Source organism: Chitiniphilus eburneus (genome assembly GCF_005048205.1).
GTDB classification, from domain to species: domain Bacteria; phylum Pseudomonadota; class Gammaproteobacteria; order Burkholderiales; family Chitinibacteraceae; genus Chitiniphilus; species Chitiniphilus eburneus.
The window spans coordinates 1-15121 of sequence record NZ_SUMF01000024.1; the positions used below are offsets into that span (position 1 = coordinate 1).

General features: G+C 64.3%; 13 protein-coding genes. 7 read left to right on the forward strand and 6 right to left on the reverse strand.

Translation table 11 applies throughout. The annotated features are described in order from the left end of the window. From cpaB to ppa, 4 genes are all read right to left on the reverse strand, one after another. Positions 1–820, reverse strand: an 820-nt coding sequence (gene cpaB / locus FAZ21_RS15615; protein WP_136774379.1) for a Flp pilus assembly protein CpaB, incomplete at its 3' end; no start/stop codon positions are given. Positions 821–841: 21 nt separating this feature from the next. After that, entirely contained in the window at positions 842–1342 is a 501-nt protein-coding gene (locus FAZ21_RS15620; RefSeq protein ID WP_136774380.1) for a TadE/TadG family type IV pilus assembly protein, read from the reverse strand. A gap of 282 nt (positions 1343–1624) precedes the next feature. Next, on the reverse strand, positions 1625–1792 hold the full coding sequence (locus FAZ21_RS15625; RefSeq protein WP_136774381.1) for a Flp family type IVb pilin: 168 nt from the start codon (positions 1790–1792) through the stop codon (positions 1625–1627). A gap of 434 nt (positions 1793–2226) precedes the next feature. After that, complete coding sequence (gene ppa, locus FAZ21_RS15630; protein WP_136774382.1) at positions 2227–2757, reverse strand: inorganic diphosphatase; 531 nt, start codon at positions 2755–2757, stop codon at positions 2227–2229. Positions 2758–2993: 236 nt separating this feature from the next. On the opposite strand from ppa, the gene FAZ21_RS15635 reads away from it, so the two are divergent. The 6 genes from FAZ21_RS15635 to FAZ21_RS15660 all read left to right on the forward strand — a co-directional run bounded on the left by FAZ21_RS15635 (position 2994) and on the right by FAZ21_RS15660 (position 9966). Then, a complete protein-coding gene (locus FAZ21_RS15635; protein ID WP_246038704.1) occupies positions 2994–4298 on the forward strand; it encodes an amino acid deaminase in 1305 nt (434 codons plus the stop codon). A 158-nt stretch (positions 4299–4456) separates the two neighbouring features. Beyond that, on the forward strand, positions 4457–5329 hold the full coding sequence (locus FAZ21_RS15640) for a MurR/RpiR family transcriptional regulator (protein WP_136774383.1): 873 nt from the start codon (positions 4457–4459) through the stop codon (positions 5327–5329). Positions 5330–5534: 205 nt separating this feature from the next. After that, positions 5535–6989 carry an N-acyl-D-amino-acid deacylase family protein gene (locus FAZ21_RS15645; RefSeq protein WP_136774384.1) on the forward strand — a complete coding sequence of 485 codons (1455 nt, stop codon included), beginning with the start codon at positions 5535–5537 and terminating at the stop codon, positions 6987–6989. 160 nt (positions 6990–7149) lie between these two features. Then, a complete protein-coding gene (locus FAZ21_RS15650; protein WP_136774385.1) occupies positions 7150–7554 on the forward strand; it encodes a RidA family protein in 405 nt (134 codons plus the stop codon). Between the two features lie 165 nt (positions 7555–7719). Beyond that, entirely contained in the window at positions 7720–8610 is an 891-nt protein-coding gene (locus FAZ21_RS15655; protein WP_136774386.1) for a sugar kinase, read from the forward strand. 183 nt (positions 8611–8793) lie between these two features. Further along, on the forward strand, positions 8794–9966 hold the full coding sequence (locus tag FAZ21_RS15660; protein WP_136774387.1) for a hypothetical protein: 1173 nt from the start codon (positions 8794–8796) through the stop codon (positions 9964–9966). Positions 9967–10582: 616 nt separating this feature from the next. On the opposite strand, the gene FAZ21_RS15665 is transcribed toward FAZ21_RS15660, so the two are convergent. Then, positions 10583–13144, reverse strand: coding sequence for a pectate lyase-like domain-containing protein (locus tag FAZ21_RS15665; RefSeq protein WP_211243487.1), 2562 nt, complete (start codon positions 13142–13144; stop codon positions 10583–10585). A 670-nt stretch (positions 13145–13814) separates the two neighbouring features. Here FAZ21_RS15665 and FAZ21_RS15675 point away from each other — a divergent pair. Next, positions 13815–14342: a hypothetical protein gene (locus tag FAZ21_RS15675; protein WP_136774388.1), complete on the forward strand. Its 528-nt coding sequence runs from the start codon at positions 13815–13817 to the stop codon at positions 14340–14342. A 58-nt stretch (positions 14343–14400) separates the two neighbouring features. On the opposite strand, the gene FAZ21_RS15680 is transcribed toward FAZ21_RS15675, so the two are convergent. After that, entirely contained in the window at positions 14401–14691 is a 291-nt protein-coding gene (locus FAZ21_RS15680; protein WP_136774389.1) for a hypothetical protein, read from the reverse strand. Positions 14692–15121: the final 430 nt, after the last annotated feature.

Consider the following 15121-nt stretch of genomic DNA (forward strand, 5'->3'; position numbering starts at 1 on the left):
GCATGTGGGCGATTTGTTCGACCAGCTCGGCATGAACCGGCATCCCGGGCCCCAGGGACAACGCAAGCAGCACGACGTCCGGCGTGGCGACGGGCACGGATTGCGCCGCCAGCGGCTGGGGCGGCGTACCGAGCAGCCCGGCCACTGTCTGTGGCGACGGTGCATCGTGCCCGGCATGGCGACCGCGCAGCCCCAGGGTCAGTTGTCCCGCCTGTTGCGCCAGCGTCAGTGTCGCCACGGTGTCCAGCGGCACCGCCAGCACCGCCGAGCGGGCACGTTCCTGTGCGGCGCCGCCGCGCGCTTCGGTCTGATCACGGTTGCCGAAGGCCAGCACGCGCAGGCCACTGGCGATGCGCAGGCTTTCGCTGCGCGCCACCTCGCGGTCGTTGCGTTCCACGGTGAGGAATACATCCACCATGTCGCCGCGTTGCAGGCGGTTGCCCACCGCCTTGATCTCGTCCACCGAGATGGCCAGCGCGCGCTCGCCCGGCGCCAGTTCATCGGCCAGTGCGCTGGCGGAGAAATCGGCCTCGGCGGGCAGGGCCCCGGCGGCGATGGCGCGGGTGGGCGTGCGGCCGATCAGCGGCTCCAGCGTATCGAAACCGTGTTCGTCGGGCCGTGCCGGGCGCCGGCGTAACTGGTCGGCGGCGATGGGCTGGCCGGCGGGCAATTCGCGTGCGGCCAGCACGATCTGGCGCACGGCGACGGGCTGCGCCGGAGGCTGGACCAGGTATCCCAGCCGCGTGCCGGCGACGAAGGTCACCAGCGCCAGCCCGACGGTGGCCAGTGCCCAGGCCGTGCGATGCAGTTTGTTGGACATGCGGGTGCTCTCCTCGCCGGTTCACAGCACGATGTCGTCCACCTGCACCGTCGCCGCGCTGCCCACGGTGGTGGGGTAGGGCAGCATCAGCGCCGGCACGAGGGGGTTGGCGGCATAGGGATAGCGCAGCGTCACACGCAGGCATTCGGCCTGGGTGGGGCAGTTGGCGGTGACCTGTTCCACCTCCACTTCCAGCACCGCCGCCTGGGCATCGGACAGCCAGCCCAGCGCCTGGCGGGCGGTGGTTTCGGCGGCGCTGGCGCGGGTGACGCTGGCGGGGTAACGCAATGCGGCGCGAGCGCCTTCGGTGGCGGCGTGGGTCAGTTGTTGCTGTAACGCGAACAACAGGCTGTAAGCAATGATGGCGTAGGTGGCGGTCAATAAAATAGGCAGCACCAATGCGAATTCCACCGCCATGGCGCCTTGCTGCCGATATACGGCAGTGGTTGGCGTGCCGACGATGGCACGGGCCCAGTCGCGGCAGATATACGGTTCATTTTCCAATGGCGATGCGGTACGCATTGTCATCCTCGCAATCGGCCCCATTGCGGGCCGCAATTGATGAGGTTGAATTGACCTGGCTTCCCGATTGAAAGCACTTTCAGCCCGGTCCTGCCCCATTTGCCGTGTTTAGCGCGCGCCAGTCCACCTGCCCGCGCCGTCTGCCGGTTCGCAGGGACGGCGCCGCAGCAGCGGGGAAATTCACGCAAAATACGGGTAATGGCTGGGCTTTGGCGCGATCTGTGGCGAACCGGGCCGGGGGCGTGCGCGATGTGACGCGTGGCCTCCCTGCCGGGCCCGCAATCAGGCGGAAAGCTCGGTCACGATATTGGTGAATATGGTGGCAATACCTTCGCGTAATTCGCCGAAGGAGGCAATCAATGCCACGGCAATCAGTGCCGCAATCAGTACGTATTCGATCACGCCGGCCCCGTTTTGCCTGGCGCGCGAAGGGAAGGATTTTGCAAACATTTCAATTCCTCCATTCAAGGTGGAATAAAGACGGTGGGTTACCGTTACTACTGCGTAGCATATGAAAAACCAAAGCAAACAACCCGGTCTGGACCTGGGTGGGGCTTTCCGATGGATGGACGATTTTTGTCAGTGAATAGGTAGGGATAGAGAAAGAAAAGATCAAATGATACGTGGATGGCGGTTTTTGCCGGGATAACCATGGATGAGCGGGGGCGCGGGTTACTGCCGTTCATCGCCATTGGCGGGGCAAGTTGGGGGGTGCAAGAAAAGTTGCCAACAGGGTGGGATAACGCGGGTGGGGGAGGCCCCAAATCGTCAGGCGCTGGTCGCGACAGTGGTTCAAGGAATATGAACGAGTTGTCGCGCCAAAAAACAACGCCCCATCCAGGGGATGGGGCGTGACCGGATCAGGTGGGCGTGCGCCCGGCCGATCAGGCTTTCTGGGCGCGCTCGTAGCTGCTGACGATCTCGGCCTCGGCGGCGGCCTTGTCGCCCCAGCCGGTGACCTTCACCCACTTGCCTTTTTCCAGATCCTTGTAGTGCTCGAAATAGTGCCGGACCTGGGCCAGCAGCAGTTCCGGCAGGTCTTCCAGCTTCTGGATGTGCGCGTACATGGCGCAGACCTTTTCCACCGGCAGCGCAATCACCTTGGCGTCCTGGCCGGCTTCGTCTTCCATGCCCAGCACGCCGATGGCGCGGCACTTGATGACCATGCCCGGGGCCAGCGGGAACGGGGTGTACACCAGCACGTCCACCGGATCGCCATCCAGCGACAGCGTGTGCGGCACGAAGCCGTAGTTCATCGGATAGGACATGGAGGTGCCGACGAAACGGTCGACCACGATGGCGCCGGATTCCTTGTCGAACTCGTACTTGATCGGCGGCGCATTGGCCGGGATTTCGATGATGACGTTGAAATCGCTGGGCAGGTTCTTGCCGGCGGGGATCTTGCTGATGTCCATGGGGCGTCCTCGGATTGACGTTCGTGAGTGGTTAGGCGGGCGCAATTATAAGCGCGAAGCGCGATGCGTAGAAAACGGGGGAAACCGGAGGTCGGGGCGGCCCGGAAACCCGATGCCCAGCGGGGCGAATCGGTGCGGGGCAGGGGGGCAATGGCGGCGGGTTCGTTGTATTCGCGGCTTGCATCCGCCGCCTTTGGGAAAATAATTTTCACAAAATGGTTTAGTGGAGATACGATTTGACGAATTTCTTCCATCGCCCGTTATCGCCAATGACCAGCCAGCATCTATTCCAGCAACCCCTCATCCCTCCTTGTGGCAAGGGCCTGGGCGGGTTCGCCGATGGCGCCACGCTGGGCGAGGTGCCAGCGCTGGGCTGGCGGGTGCTGGACGAAGACCTGAGCCTGCCGGTGGCGGTACTGGACGCGGCGCGCATCGCGCACAACCTGCGCTGGATGCAGGACTTCATCGACCGCTACGGCGTGAAGCTGGCGCCGCACGGCAAGACCACCATGAGCCCGGCGCTGTTCCAGCGCCAACTGGATGCCGGCGCCTGGGGCATCACCCTCGCCACCGCGCCGCAGGTACAGGCCGCTTATCGCCACGGCGTGCGCCGAATATTGATGGCGAACCAACTGGTGGGGCGCGGCAACATGGCCATCGTGTCGCGGTTGCTGCGCGACGCCGATTTCACTTTTTATTGCGTGGTCGATTCGGCCGCCAACGTGGAACAACTGGGCGCGTTCTTCGCCGCGCAGGGCCAGCGGCTGAATGTGCTGATCGAGCTGGGCGTGACCGGCGGGCGCACCGGCGTGCGCGACCTGCCGCAGGAAGAAGCCGTGTTGCAGGCGCTGCATCGCTGGCCGCAGTCGCTGGCGCTGTGCGGTATCGAAGTCTACGAAGGCGTGCTCAAGGAGGCCGATGCCATCCGCGCCTTCCTGCGCCGCGCGGTGGAGCGGCTGAAGGCGCTGGCGCGGGGGGATGCATTCGCGCCCGGCCCGCTGCTGCTGTCCGGCGCCGGCTCGGCCTGGTTCGACGTAGTGGCCGAGGAGTTTTCCGGCATCGACCTCGGCCGGCCGCTGGAGGTGGTACTGCGTCCCGGCTGCTATCTCAGCCATGACGTAGGCATCTACCGCGCCGCCGAAACGCGCATCCATGCCGGCAACCCGGTGGCGCGCGCGATGCAGACCAGCCTGCTGCCGGCCTTGCAGGTGTGGGCCTACGTGCAGTCGCTGCCCGAACCGGGGCTGGCCATCGTCGGCCTGGGCAAGCGCGACGCCGCATTCGACGCTGGCCTGCCGATGCCCGCCCTGCATTACCGCCCCGGGCGCGATACCGCCCCCCGCGCCGTGGTCGATTGGGCGCTGAGCGCAATGATGGACCAGCATGCCTTCATGCGGATCGACCCGGCCGACGACGTAGCGGTGGGCGACATGATCGCCTTCGATATCTCCCACCCTTGCCTGACCTTCGACAAATGGCGGCAACTGGCGGTGATCGACGCCGACTACCGGGTGGTGGAACTGGTGGAGACGTTTTTCTGAACGACAACCTGATGAACCTACCCCTGTAGACACGGCGCCCACGGAGAACACAGAGAAAGACCGAAGGAAGGATCGGGTTGAGGTTTTCTCTGTGCCCTCTGTGCCCTCTGTGTGCTCAGTGCGCTTTGTGTCTACAGATTTGTTTTTGCAGCCATCCCATGCCCCATCACATCGACATCGTTTATCACATCCGCGCCAGCCGGGAACGGTTGTCGGCCACCGAGCGCAAGGTGGCCGATGCCATCCTGGACGACCTTGCCTTCGCCGCGTCCGCATCGATCGACCAGCTTGCCGGCAAGGCCGGGGTGAGCATCGCGACCATTTCGCGCTTTGCCCGCGCGGTGCAGTGCGCCGACGTGCGCGATCTGAAACTGAAGCTGGCGCAGGCCAGCGCGGTGGGCACGCGCTTTCTTGCCGATGCGGCGCCGCCCGACGAAAGCTCGTTCTACGCACGCATCTGCGGCGAGATCGAAACCACGCTGCGGCGCAACCTGGCGCTGCTGCGCGAGGCGCAGTTCCAGCAGGCGGCCGCGCTGCTGGCGGATGCGCGGATGACCTACGTGTTCGGCATGGGCGGGGCATCCACCATGCTGGCGCAGGAACTGCAATTTCGCGTGGTGCGGCTGGGCTATCCGGTCAGCGCCTATCACGACGCCGTACTGATGAAGCTGGTGGCCGCCACGCTGGACGAGCGCGATGTGGTGGTGATGCTGTCGCTGTCCGGCGCCACGCCGGAAATGCTCGCCGTCGCCGCGCTGGTACGGCAATACGGCGTGCGGCTGGTGGCGTTGACCGACCCCGAATCGCCGCTGGCGGCGCAGGCCGACGTGGTGCTGCCGCTGAAGACCGACGAGACCGAGTTCATCTACAAACCATCCGCCGCGCGCTACGCGATGCTGATGGCGATGGATATCCTGGCCACGGAGCTGGCGCTGATCGACAAGGATCGCAGCAAGGAACTGCTGCGCCGCGCCAAGTTCGCCCTCGACGCACACCGCGACGGGCACGACCGCCTGCCGCTGGGGGATTGAGATGGGCAGACACCGGGCGGGAGGAGAACGCGGACGGGGGCTGAAAAGCAAATCTGTAGACACAGAGCGCGGGGAGAACACAGAGCACACAGAGAAAACCGCTTTTCCCCTCGTGGTTTCTCCGTGTTCTCTGTGCCCTCTATGAACTCTGTGTCTACAGGTTTTGTTTTCTAACCATGGTCTGAGCCACTAACCGGAGCACGCTTTGGATTACGACCTGTTGATTCGCGACGCGCGGTTGATCGATGGCGGTGGTGGGCCGTCGCGCAATGGCACGCTGGGCGTGCGCGGTGGGTTGATCGCCACGCTGGATGCACCGCCCGCCGCGCGCGCCGTCTGTGAGGTGGATGGGCGTGGTCTGGCGCTGGCGCCGGGGTTCATCGATGTGCATACCCACGACGACACGCAGGTGATCCGCGCGCCGCAGATGCTGCCCAAGCTGTCGCAGGGCGTGACCACGGTGATCGTCGGCAACTGCGGCATCAGCGCCAGCCCGGTGCGGCTGAAGGGCGATCCGCCCGACCCGATGAACCTGCTGGGCGACGCCGAGGCGTTTCGCTACCCGCGTTTCGCCGACTATCGCGCGGCGGTGGATGCGGCGCAGCCAGCGGTGAACGTGGCCGCGCTGGTAGGGCATACCGCCTTGCGCAACAACCATCTGGACCGGCTGGACCGGACGGCGGACGGCGCGGAGATCGCCGCCATGCGCGCCGAACTGCGCGATGCGCTGGAACATGGCGCGCTGGGGCTGTCGAGTGGGCTGGCCTATGCCTCGGCGCTGGCGGCCGGGACCGACGAGGTGAAGGCGCTGGCGCTGGAACTGCACGCGCACGGCGCGCTGTACGCCACGCACCTGCGCACCGAATTCGATGGCATCGTCGGCGCGCTGGACGAAGCGTTTGCCATTGGCCGCCACGCGCGTGCGCCGGTGGTGGTGTCGCACCTGAAATGCGCGGGCGCCGGCAACTGGGGGCGCAGCGGCGAAGTGCTGGCGCATCTGGAGCGCGCGGCGGCCCGGCAGCATGTGGGCTGCGACTGCTACCCCTACGCCGCCAGCTCCTCGACGCTGGACCTGAAGCAGGTGACGGCCGACTTCACCATCGTCGTCACCTGGTCCACCCCGCATCCCGAAATGGCGGGGCGCACGCTGGCCGAGATCGCCGGCCTGTGGAGCATGGACCTGCTGAGCACCGCGCGCCGCCTGCAACCGGCTGGCGCGGTCTACCACGGCATGGATGAAAAGGACGTGCGGCGCATCCTGGCGCACCCGCTGACCATGGTCGGCTCCGACGGCCTGCCGGAAGACCCGCTGCCACATCCCCGGCTGTGGGGCGCGTTCCCGCGCGTGCTGGGCCATTACAGCCGCGACGCCGGCCTGTTCCCGCTGGAAACCGCCGTGCACAAGATGACCGGCCTGTCGGCGCAACGCTTCGGCCTGCGTGGACGCGGCCTGCTGCGCGAAGGGCATCGGGCCGACCTGACCCTGTTCGACCCGGCCACCGTGCGCGACGTTGCCAGCTTCGAACGCCCGGCACAGCCCGCCGCGGGCATCCTCGGCGTGTGGGTGAACGGCGTGGCGAGCTATCGCAACGGCGCGGCGACCGGCGAGCGGGCGGGGCGCTTTCTGCCGCGCGAGGCACTGAGTTGGGAAAACGCATGACGAGGGAAGGGGAACGGCTGGGAAGAGAGAAGGAAGGAAGAGGGAAGGGTAAAGTCAAAAGCAACCTCGCCCCGCTGGCAGGTTCTGGGTTTCACCCTTCTTCCTTCCCCTTCTCAGCCGTTCCCCTTTCCTCATCTCATTAATTTAAAAGGAGAAAAACATGAGCAGTAGCAATCCAGACATCCAGCGTTACGGCGTTGCCGGCGGCACCGGTACCGGCGGGCAGCACCTGCCATTCGCCCGCGCGGTGCAGGCCGACGGCTGGCTGTTCGTCTCCGGCCAGGTGCCGATGGTGAACGGCGAAGTGATCGAAGGCGGTATCGTCGCGCAGTCGCACCAGGCCATCCGCAACCTGCTGGCGATCCTGACCGAAGCCGGCTACGGCCCGGAGCACGTGGTGCGCTGCGGCGTATGGCTGGACGATGCGCGCGACTTCATGTCGTTCAACCGCGTGTTCCAGGAATACTTCGGCGCCAATCCCCCGGCGCGTGCCTGCGTGGTATCGAGCATGGTGGTCGATTGCAAGGTGGAGATCGACTGCGTGGCGTATCGGAAGGGGGTTTGAAAGTCTGTAGACACAGAGAAGACATTGAGCACACAGAGCACAGCGGATATCACTTCGTGAAAAGCGGGGTGTTTTTCTCTGCCTTCTCTGCCTTCTCTGCGTGCTCTGTGTTCTCCCCGTTCTGTGTCTACAGGTTTCTTTTTTTTACCAATCGGATCAACAACCATGAATATCGGCTGCCTGGGCGAAGGCATGATCGAGATCGGCGGCACGCCGCTGCGGCGGGCGTGGGGTGGCGATACGCTCAACACCGCCGTTTACCTGGCCCGGCAGGCGGGCGCGGCGCATCGGGTGCATTACCTGAGCGCGCTGGGCGGCGACAGCCTGTCCGACGCGCTGCTCGCCGATTGGGCGGATGAGGGCATCGATACCACGCGCGTGGCGCGGCTGGCCGGGCGCATGCCCGGGCTGTACCTGGTCGAGACCGACCGCCACGGCGAGCGGCGTTTTCATTACTGGCGCAGCGACAGCGCGGCGCGGCATTACTTCGCCAGCGGGCTGGATTTCGCCGCCATCTTCGCCGGGCTGGATGCGATCTATCTCAGCGGCATTACCTTGGCGCTGTTTCCACCCGCCGAACGCACGCGGCTGATCGAAGCGCTGCGGCGGGCGCACGAAGCGGGCACGCGCATCTGGTTCGACAACAACTTCCGCCCGGCGCTGTGGTCGGCAGCCGAGGCCGCCGACGCCTATCGTGCGCTGCTGCCGCATACCGACATCGCGCTGCTGACCGAGGATGACGAGCACGCGGTGTTCGGTGACGCCACGCCCGAGCAGATCATCGCGCGCACGCTGGCTGCCGGCTGTGGCGAAGTGGTGCTCAAGCGTGGCGCGCAACCGGCACTGGCCGCCACCGCCGGTGAAACGGCCGACGTGGCGCCGGCGCCGGTCAAGCCCGTGGTCGATACCTGCGCCGCTGGCGATTCGTTCGCCGCCGCCTACCTGAACGCACGGCTGGCCGGGCACGACCTTGCCGCCGCGCTGGCTGCCGGGCACGCCCTGGCGGGCATGGTGATCGGTTATCCCGGCGCCATCGCGCCGAGCACGCGTCGATGAGTTCGCCGTGTGCCCGGCACTTGCCGCGCGCATGTCCGCGCGGCCGGTTCGATACTGTTTTTCATGCGCTCGCCCCCTTGCGAGTGCCCCCATGACGCGTCGGGCGCCGACGCCGGGCAGCCCGATCCCCTGCCCGGACGCCGCCAAGACCCGTGTATTCCCACTATCCACAAGAGATTGAACATGACCGCCAACCGCTCGCTGTATGTCTACCCCTGGGACCTCGCCGCTCGTGATATCGGCGCCTTCGTCGATGAAGTGCAGGCGCTGGGGCTGGACAGCCTGAAGCTGGCCGCCGCCTACCACGCCGGCAAGTTCCTGGTGCCGCCGCGCCCCGGCGTTGCCGGCCCGCGCGTCGTGTTTCCCGAGGACGGCGCGCTGTATTTCGAACCGCGCCCCGAACGCTACCCAACGCTGCCGGCCCTGGCGCACAGCGACCCGGCGCTGCGCCGCGTGCCATACCGGCTGGCCGAGGACGGCCGGCTGGCGCTGTCGGCCTGGACCGTGCTGTTCCATAACTCGCGCCTGGGGGCCGCGCACCCGGAACTCCAGGCGCGCAACGCCTGGGGCGACGGTTACGTCTACAGCCTGTGCCCGATGCAACCGGCCGTGTTCGACTACGGCGTGGCGCTGTGCGGCGACCTGGCCGGCACGCTGCCATGGCACAGCCTGACGCTGGAAAGCCCCGGCTGGGCGCCGTACGGCCACGGCTACCACCACGAGTTCGCGCAACTGCGCGGCAACGTGTGGCTGGAAACGATGCTGGGCCTGTGCTTCTGCGACGCCTGTACCGCCGCCGCCCGCGCCGAAGGGCTGGATGCCGTGGCGCTGGCCGGCCGCGTCCGCAGCCGGGTGGATGGCTACCTGGCCGCGCCGGTGGATGCCGCGCCGGACCAGGCCGGCGCGTGGCTGGCGGCCGACCTGTTCGAGGACGCCGACCTCGCGGCCTTCCTGCGCCTGCGCCAGCGCCGCGTCACGCAATTCGTCGCCACGGTGCGCGGCGAGCTGCCGGCCGGAATGAAGCTCTACGTGATCCCCACGGTGCAACGCCCGACAGCGCAGACCTGGCTGGAAGGCAGCGACCTCGCCGCGCTGGCGCAGGTGGCCGACGGCATCGAAGTGCCGTTCTACGAACCGGGTGCCGGCCGGGTACTGGCCGACGCGGTGGACACCCTGCGCCGCGTGGGCGACCCCAGCCGCATCCGCGCCATCCTGCGCCCCGGCCCGCCCGACCTGGGCGACGGCGCCGAACTCCACGCCGCATGGCGCGGGCTGGAAGCGCTGGGGATCAGCGAATTCTCGTTTTACAACTACGGCCTGCTGCGGCCGGCAGTGCTGGCGGGGTTGCGGCGCTAGGCGGCGTCAAGCCCCACATCTTGAAACATAGAGGGCACAGAGAACACAGAGGATCACAGAGAAATTCAAATACAAGGCAGAGGAAGGCGCTGCGAGTGCTTCACCCTCTGAATACCTTGGTTTTCTCGGCGTAATTCCGACGTCTCCCCAAATTTGGGGAGACGTCGGCAGGACAGATTCAAGCTTTACAGCCCGAGCCTGGAACATTCCGGCAACCGATTGCTGGCGCGGGTGTCTACTGAGCACCGTGCCGGTCGTGGCTGACTTCTTCCGCTGGTCTTGACCGTCACAGAGCGACCCTCTTCGGTCGCCTACCGTCCCGCCCAGCCTGTGGCAACTGTCGAAGTAGAGCTGGCACTGGACGCACGATCTGAGCGGTAACATGTCGGCCAACGCAGCCGTTGATGCGCCCGCCAGCTCAAGTTTGCTCTGCCCCGGAAAGCGGCCATTGACTGGCCATGAAAACCAGGGGGTTTCAGGATGATTGCGTCGGGCGAGTTGGGTAAAACAAAACCCCGCATCTTGCGATGCGGGGTTCATCATCAGCCTCAGTCCCATATGGCTATGGGCCAGAAGGGCCTGACTGTTACCCGGCCCTGGCTGATCCAATGCCAGATCAGGGGTAGTTCAGCACGTTCTGCGGTTGGGTCGACACGCCCTGCGCCACGTCGCCTACGTTGTTGACCACATGCGTAATGGTACCCACGCCGCCCAGCGACACCGTAAATACATCATGCAGCGATACACCGGGCACATTGGGCACATCAAAGGCGTGGTGTGCATTCACGTCAGGGTTCACGTTGAAGTAGCAGTAGCTACCCATGCCGTAACCCGTGTGTGACGTCACGTTGCTGGCCACATAATAGGCGGGGTAGCCATTATTGGTGGGTGTGCTCATCCATGCGGCCTGGTTGGGTACGTCATAGGGCAGTTCGTTCTGGAAGAAGATGGTCTTGCCGCCCTGACCGTTCCACACGACGTTGTACTTCTGGTAATGCTCAACAAACAGACCGGTCGCCAACACGTTATTCCCGTTCACGATCACGCCCGTATCGGCCGTGTTCACGGTCCACCCGGTTGGCGATATGCCATGATCGGCACGCCATGCCCAGATATGATCGAGGATCACATCGTTGCTGTTCACCGTCAGGCTGTTGGTGGCCTTTCCTGCCACTGCGCCACCAATACGGAAGTACACGTCCTGAATCGAGGTCGGATTAGAAACATGGTTTGCCGATGAGCCGGCCGGGCCCACGGTCAGCAACGATGCGCTGTTCACCGTGCCGGCATCAAACAACAGGCCGGCAATGCGCACGCCGTTGACGTCATCCACCTGCATGGCGGTCACACCGTTGCTGGGCACCAGGGTCGGGAAGCCAATACCCAGCACCACGGTGTCTGCCCGGGTGATGTGGAGTGGCGCCGACAACTGATACGTACCTGGCGTAAAGAACAGGTTCAGGCCTTGCGCCAGTGCCGCGTTGATTGTGGCCGATGTGTCCGTGGGCTTCGCAACGTAGAACTTGCTCATCGGAATGGCTGTACCCGCCGTTGAACCACTCACCCAACTTGCGCCGGACGCGTTGGTGCGCAATGACGGTACGAACACCAGGTATTTGCCCGATGCCGTGTCGAAATACAGATAGGGCTTGTCGCGAGATACCGGCGTCGTAGCCAGCGTCGTGTACGGACTGGCGGTACCATAAACCGCGGGGAACGATTGTGCAGGTGCGCCGGCTACGCCAGAGAACACCATATTCCACACGCCGTCATACCAACGGCCAATATTGCTGTCACGGGTGTACCACTGTTGTTGCGAACCCGAGGTGATATGGCCATCCACTTTGCTGTCCGCAAGATAGCCGCCACTGGCATAGCCCTGGCCATCGCCCTGGTTGGAAGGCCCGAGGTGCAGGTTACCCATGACATGAATACGCCGCATCGGTGCCGCTTGCGAGACGGCCCAACGATTCGTACCGCCGTCCGGAACAATGGCCATGTTTTCTGCCGACCGCCAGAAATTCTGCGTGGCATTGGACATGTCGCCGTAGTTCCAGCCGCTGTCGACATTCACGTTGCCGGTCAGGGTCACATCGTCAGGATGCTGGCCAAGACCCACCACCGACATGTAAAAGCCCAGATTGGCATAGACGCCGCGATAGGTGCCCGGCTTGAACATGAAGGCATAACGTTGCGGGCCAAACTGTGCATTGGGGTTATTCAGCTGCGGGTTGAACGCGTTGTTCAGTGCAGTCTGGATGGTTCCGATGGGCGTGCTGCTGTCAAAAATCTGCACATTGGGGCCAAAGTTTGGCGTGTCAGAAGTGGGGGACGACGGTACGTTGGTTGGTGTAGGAGCCGGGGTTGGTGCAGGCGTCGGCGCGGGTGTAGGGCCGGGAGTAGGAGCGGGTGTAGGGGCTGGTGTCGGCACCCGAGTTGGCGTCGGCGTTACGGCAGGTCCGGTGTAGGTGATGGTCTGTCGCGGTGTATCTACGGCGGAGCCGTTGGCCTGGCCGATGGTGTACCAATAGACGATGGTGGCGTTAGCCGGCACGCCAGTGATCTGGTATGCATTGTTGGTGCCGCTATTGATCATGCGCACATTGATCTGTCCGCCGCCATTCACCGTGTAATGAATATCCGCCCAGTTCCCGCCATTGGCATAGAAGGCGACAACACCACCACTCAACTGCGTTGCACCATAAGACGCTGATGGCGTCGGCGCGGGCGTTGGTGCCGGGGTCGGGGCTGGTGTGGGTGCAGGCGTTGGAGCCGGCGTTGGCGTCGTGGCGGCGCCGGTATAGGTAAAGCTGGACCATGCGGTATCGGTAGCGGAACCGTCGCTGGCGCCAATCGTGAAGGAATATGTGACCTTTGCGTTAGCGGGGATACCGCTCACGGTATAGGTGTTGTTGGTGCCGCTATTGGTCATGCGCACATTCAGCTGGCCACCACCTGCGACGGTGTAGTGGATATCCACCCATGCAGCACCATTCACATAAAACTGGACCTTGCCGCCCGCAAGCTGCGTGTAACCAGTGGTAGCCGCCGCGTGGGCTGCAGGAGCAATCGCCGCCAAACCCACTGCAACCAGCGGCGCCGGCATCGCGGTGATGGTCGCCAGTGTCAATGCCAGCAAGCGTTGCCGGCTAATTACATACTTATTATCGCCTTGCATTTAATTGTCTCTCCGGTTCTGGTCACACTTCCTGAAATCGCTTTCATGGTTATTTGAACCGCAAACTGACACAAGTAAATGCATTACCCTACAACATACCTTCGCCAAGACGAGTATTGGCTGGCGACGCGGGATACAGCCGTAGTCCGCTAAATTCAACTACACGTGCGCAACCGACGGACGTTAAATTTCAGTACATAAGCGGTGGAGAGATGTACCGCGCCAAAAAAATACAAACAATTATTCAGCAGCTTATGCATGACTTTACGCAAGCTGATCGTCCAGCAGGACAAGTTCATCGGCGCCGAGACGGAATAGCGCCCATCCAGACAGCCTGCTATTCAACGACGGCAAAGCTTTAACGAAATGGCTCGCTTGAACTGCACCCCAAAGGGTGGACAGTCAGAAGCTAAAGCCCGAAGGCCTGGGTCCGGTGTTGAGCTGGGCGCCACGTCAGATCGCGCGCCGCGCTACATGTGGCTGAAACACCCCTGGCAACCGCCCAGGTTGGCAGCGTAATGCCTTTGAAGCTTTACGGCCCGAGCCTGAAACGCCCCGCCACCGATTGCCATCCATCCATCCCTCATCAAGCTGCCACCATGGTCGAATAGCGCCGACCCAAGGTCGGCGCCATTAGAATGCAAGCCTTCGATAGCTATTCCCCGAGATCATGGATCGTTGGCGCCAGTATCTTTTCGAGAATCACCCGGAAGCCCAGTTGCAGGCATGGGCGCGCCGTTTGCAGATGTTTCGGTTCTGTCGGGCCTACGGCGGCCATGCCAATGATGGCGACTCACTGAAAGTGGTCTTTCCATACCGTGGCGCGGAGGATCTTGTTCGTTTCTGTGCCGAGCTTGGAGTCGAGCTGGTCCAGTACCACGAGCAGCCTCCCCAGCCGCAATCTGGCGTGCCCTATCCCGGGGACGAATACGCCCGGTTCCCGTCACTGGTTCCAGGCACACAGTGGTTTCGACAACCGGGGCACTGCCAAATTGCCGGTCAACCAGTCTTTGTCTGGTGCGATCGTGACGCGATTCGAATTTCAATCGGATCGGACTACATCGTCACCGAGGAAGACGTGCTGTCGGCGCTGCGCGTTGAGAAGGCGCTGGCACAGGCGCCGCTCCAGCATCGCGATCCGCCGGCTGACAACGAGCACTGTATCTGTCCAAAGTATTACCCCGCCTACTTTGGCTGACCACACCGTCACGTGAGGCCAGCGCACAGGGGCCGCCTGCGGCGCCCCGGCGCCTGTACTAGGTCGATTCGCCCTGGGTGCGCCGTTGCAGCTCCGCGCAGCACAGTTCGAGTTCTTCGCGCTCCACGTCGCACAGATTGGCCCATTCTCCGGCCAGTGCGTGGCCCAGGGTGGCCAGTTCGCTGGAGGGGGAATGCGCTTCGGACAAGCGTTCGATGGCGCGGAACAGTGCGCCCAGGTTGGCGAAGCATTGCTGGCTTTGCGTCGCCTGGTCGATGGCCTGGTTCAGTGATGCGATGCAGACAGGCAGGGGCGCCTGGGTGGCGGTGCCGGGAATGGGTAGGATCATGGAATGCCTCATTGGACGGTGGGTTCCGCGCACCCGCTGTCAAACGGGTGGGCGACCGAAACGAAGGTTGACAGACCGATGAGGCACCGGCGAGCCTTGCGGCTCCCCCCGCCCGGCCGCCCATTGCAGGCGTACCAGAGCGACGAAAAGCCGCAGAGCGGATCGCTGGTTGCGGCTTTTTGCCGCCTCATCAGGCTGTCAAACCCGGTCACGCTATTGAACGTGACGACACGAGCTTAGGTGGGGCCGTGCGTAGCGTCAAGCCGGCCGGCAACGGAACCGCCCCGCTGTCGGGAAGGGGCGGGCAGAGGCCCGGAATCGTGTCGCGCGGGCTGCGTCATGTCTTCGGCGAGTGCCACGGCGGGCGGTGCCGGCCGGTTTGCGGGGGGTGCGGGCAGGGCTGAGCCCCGCACCTGGAAACACAAAGGGC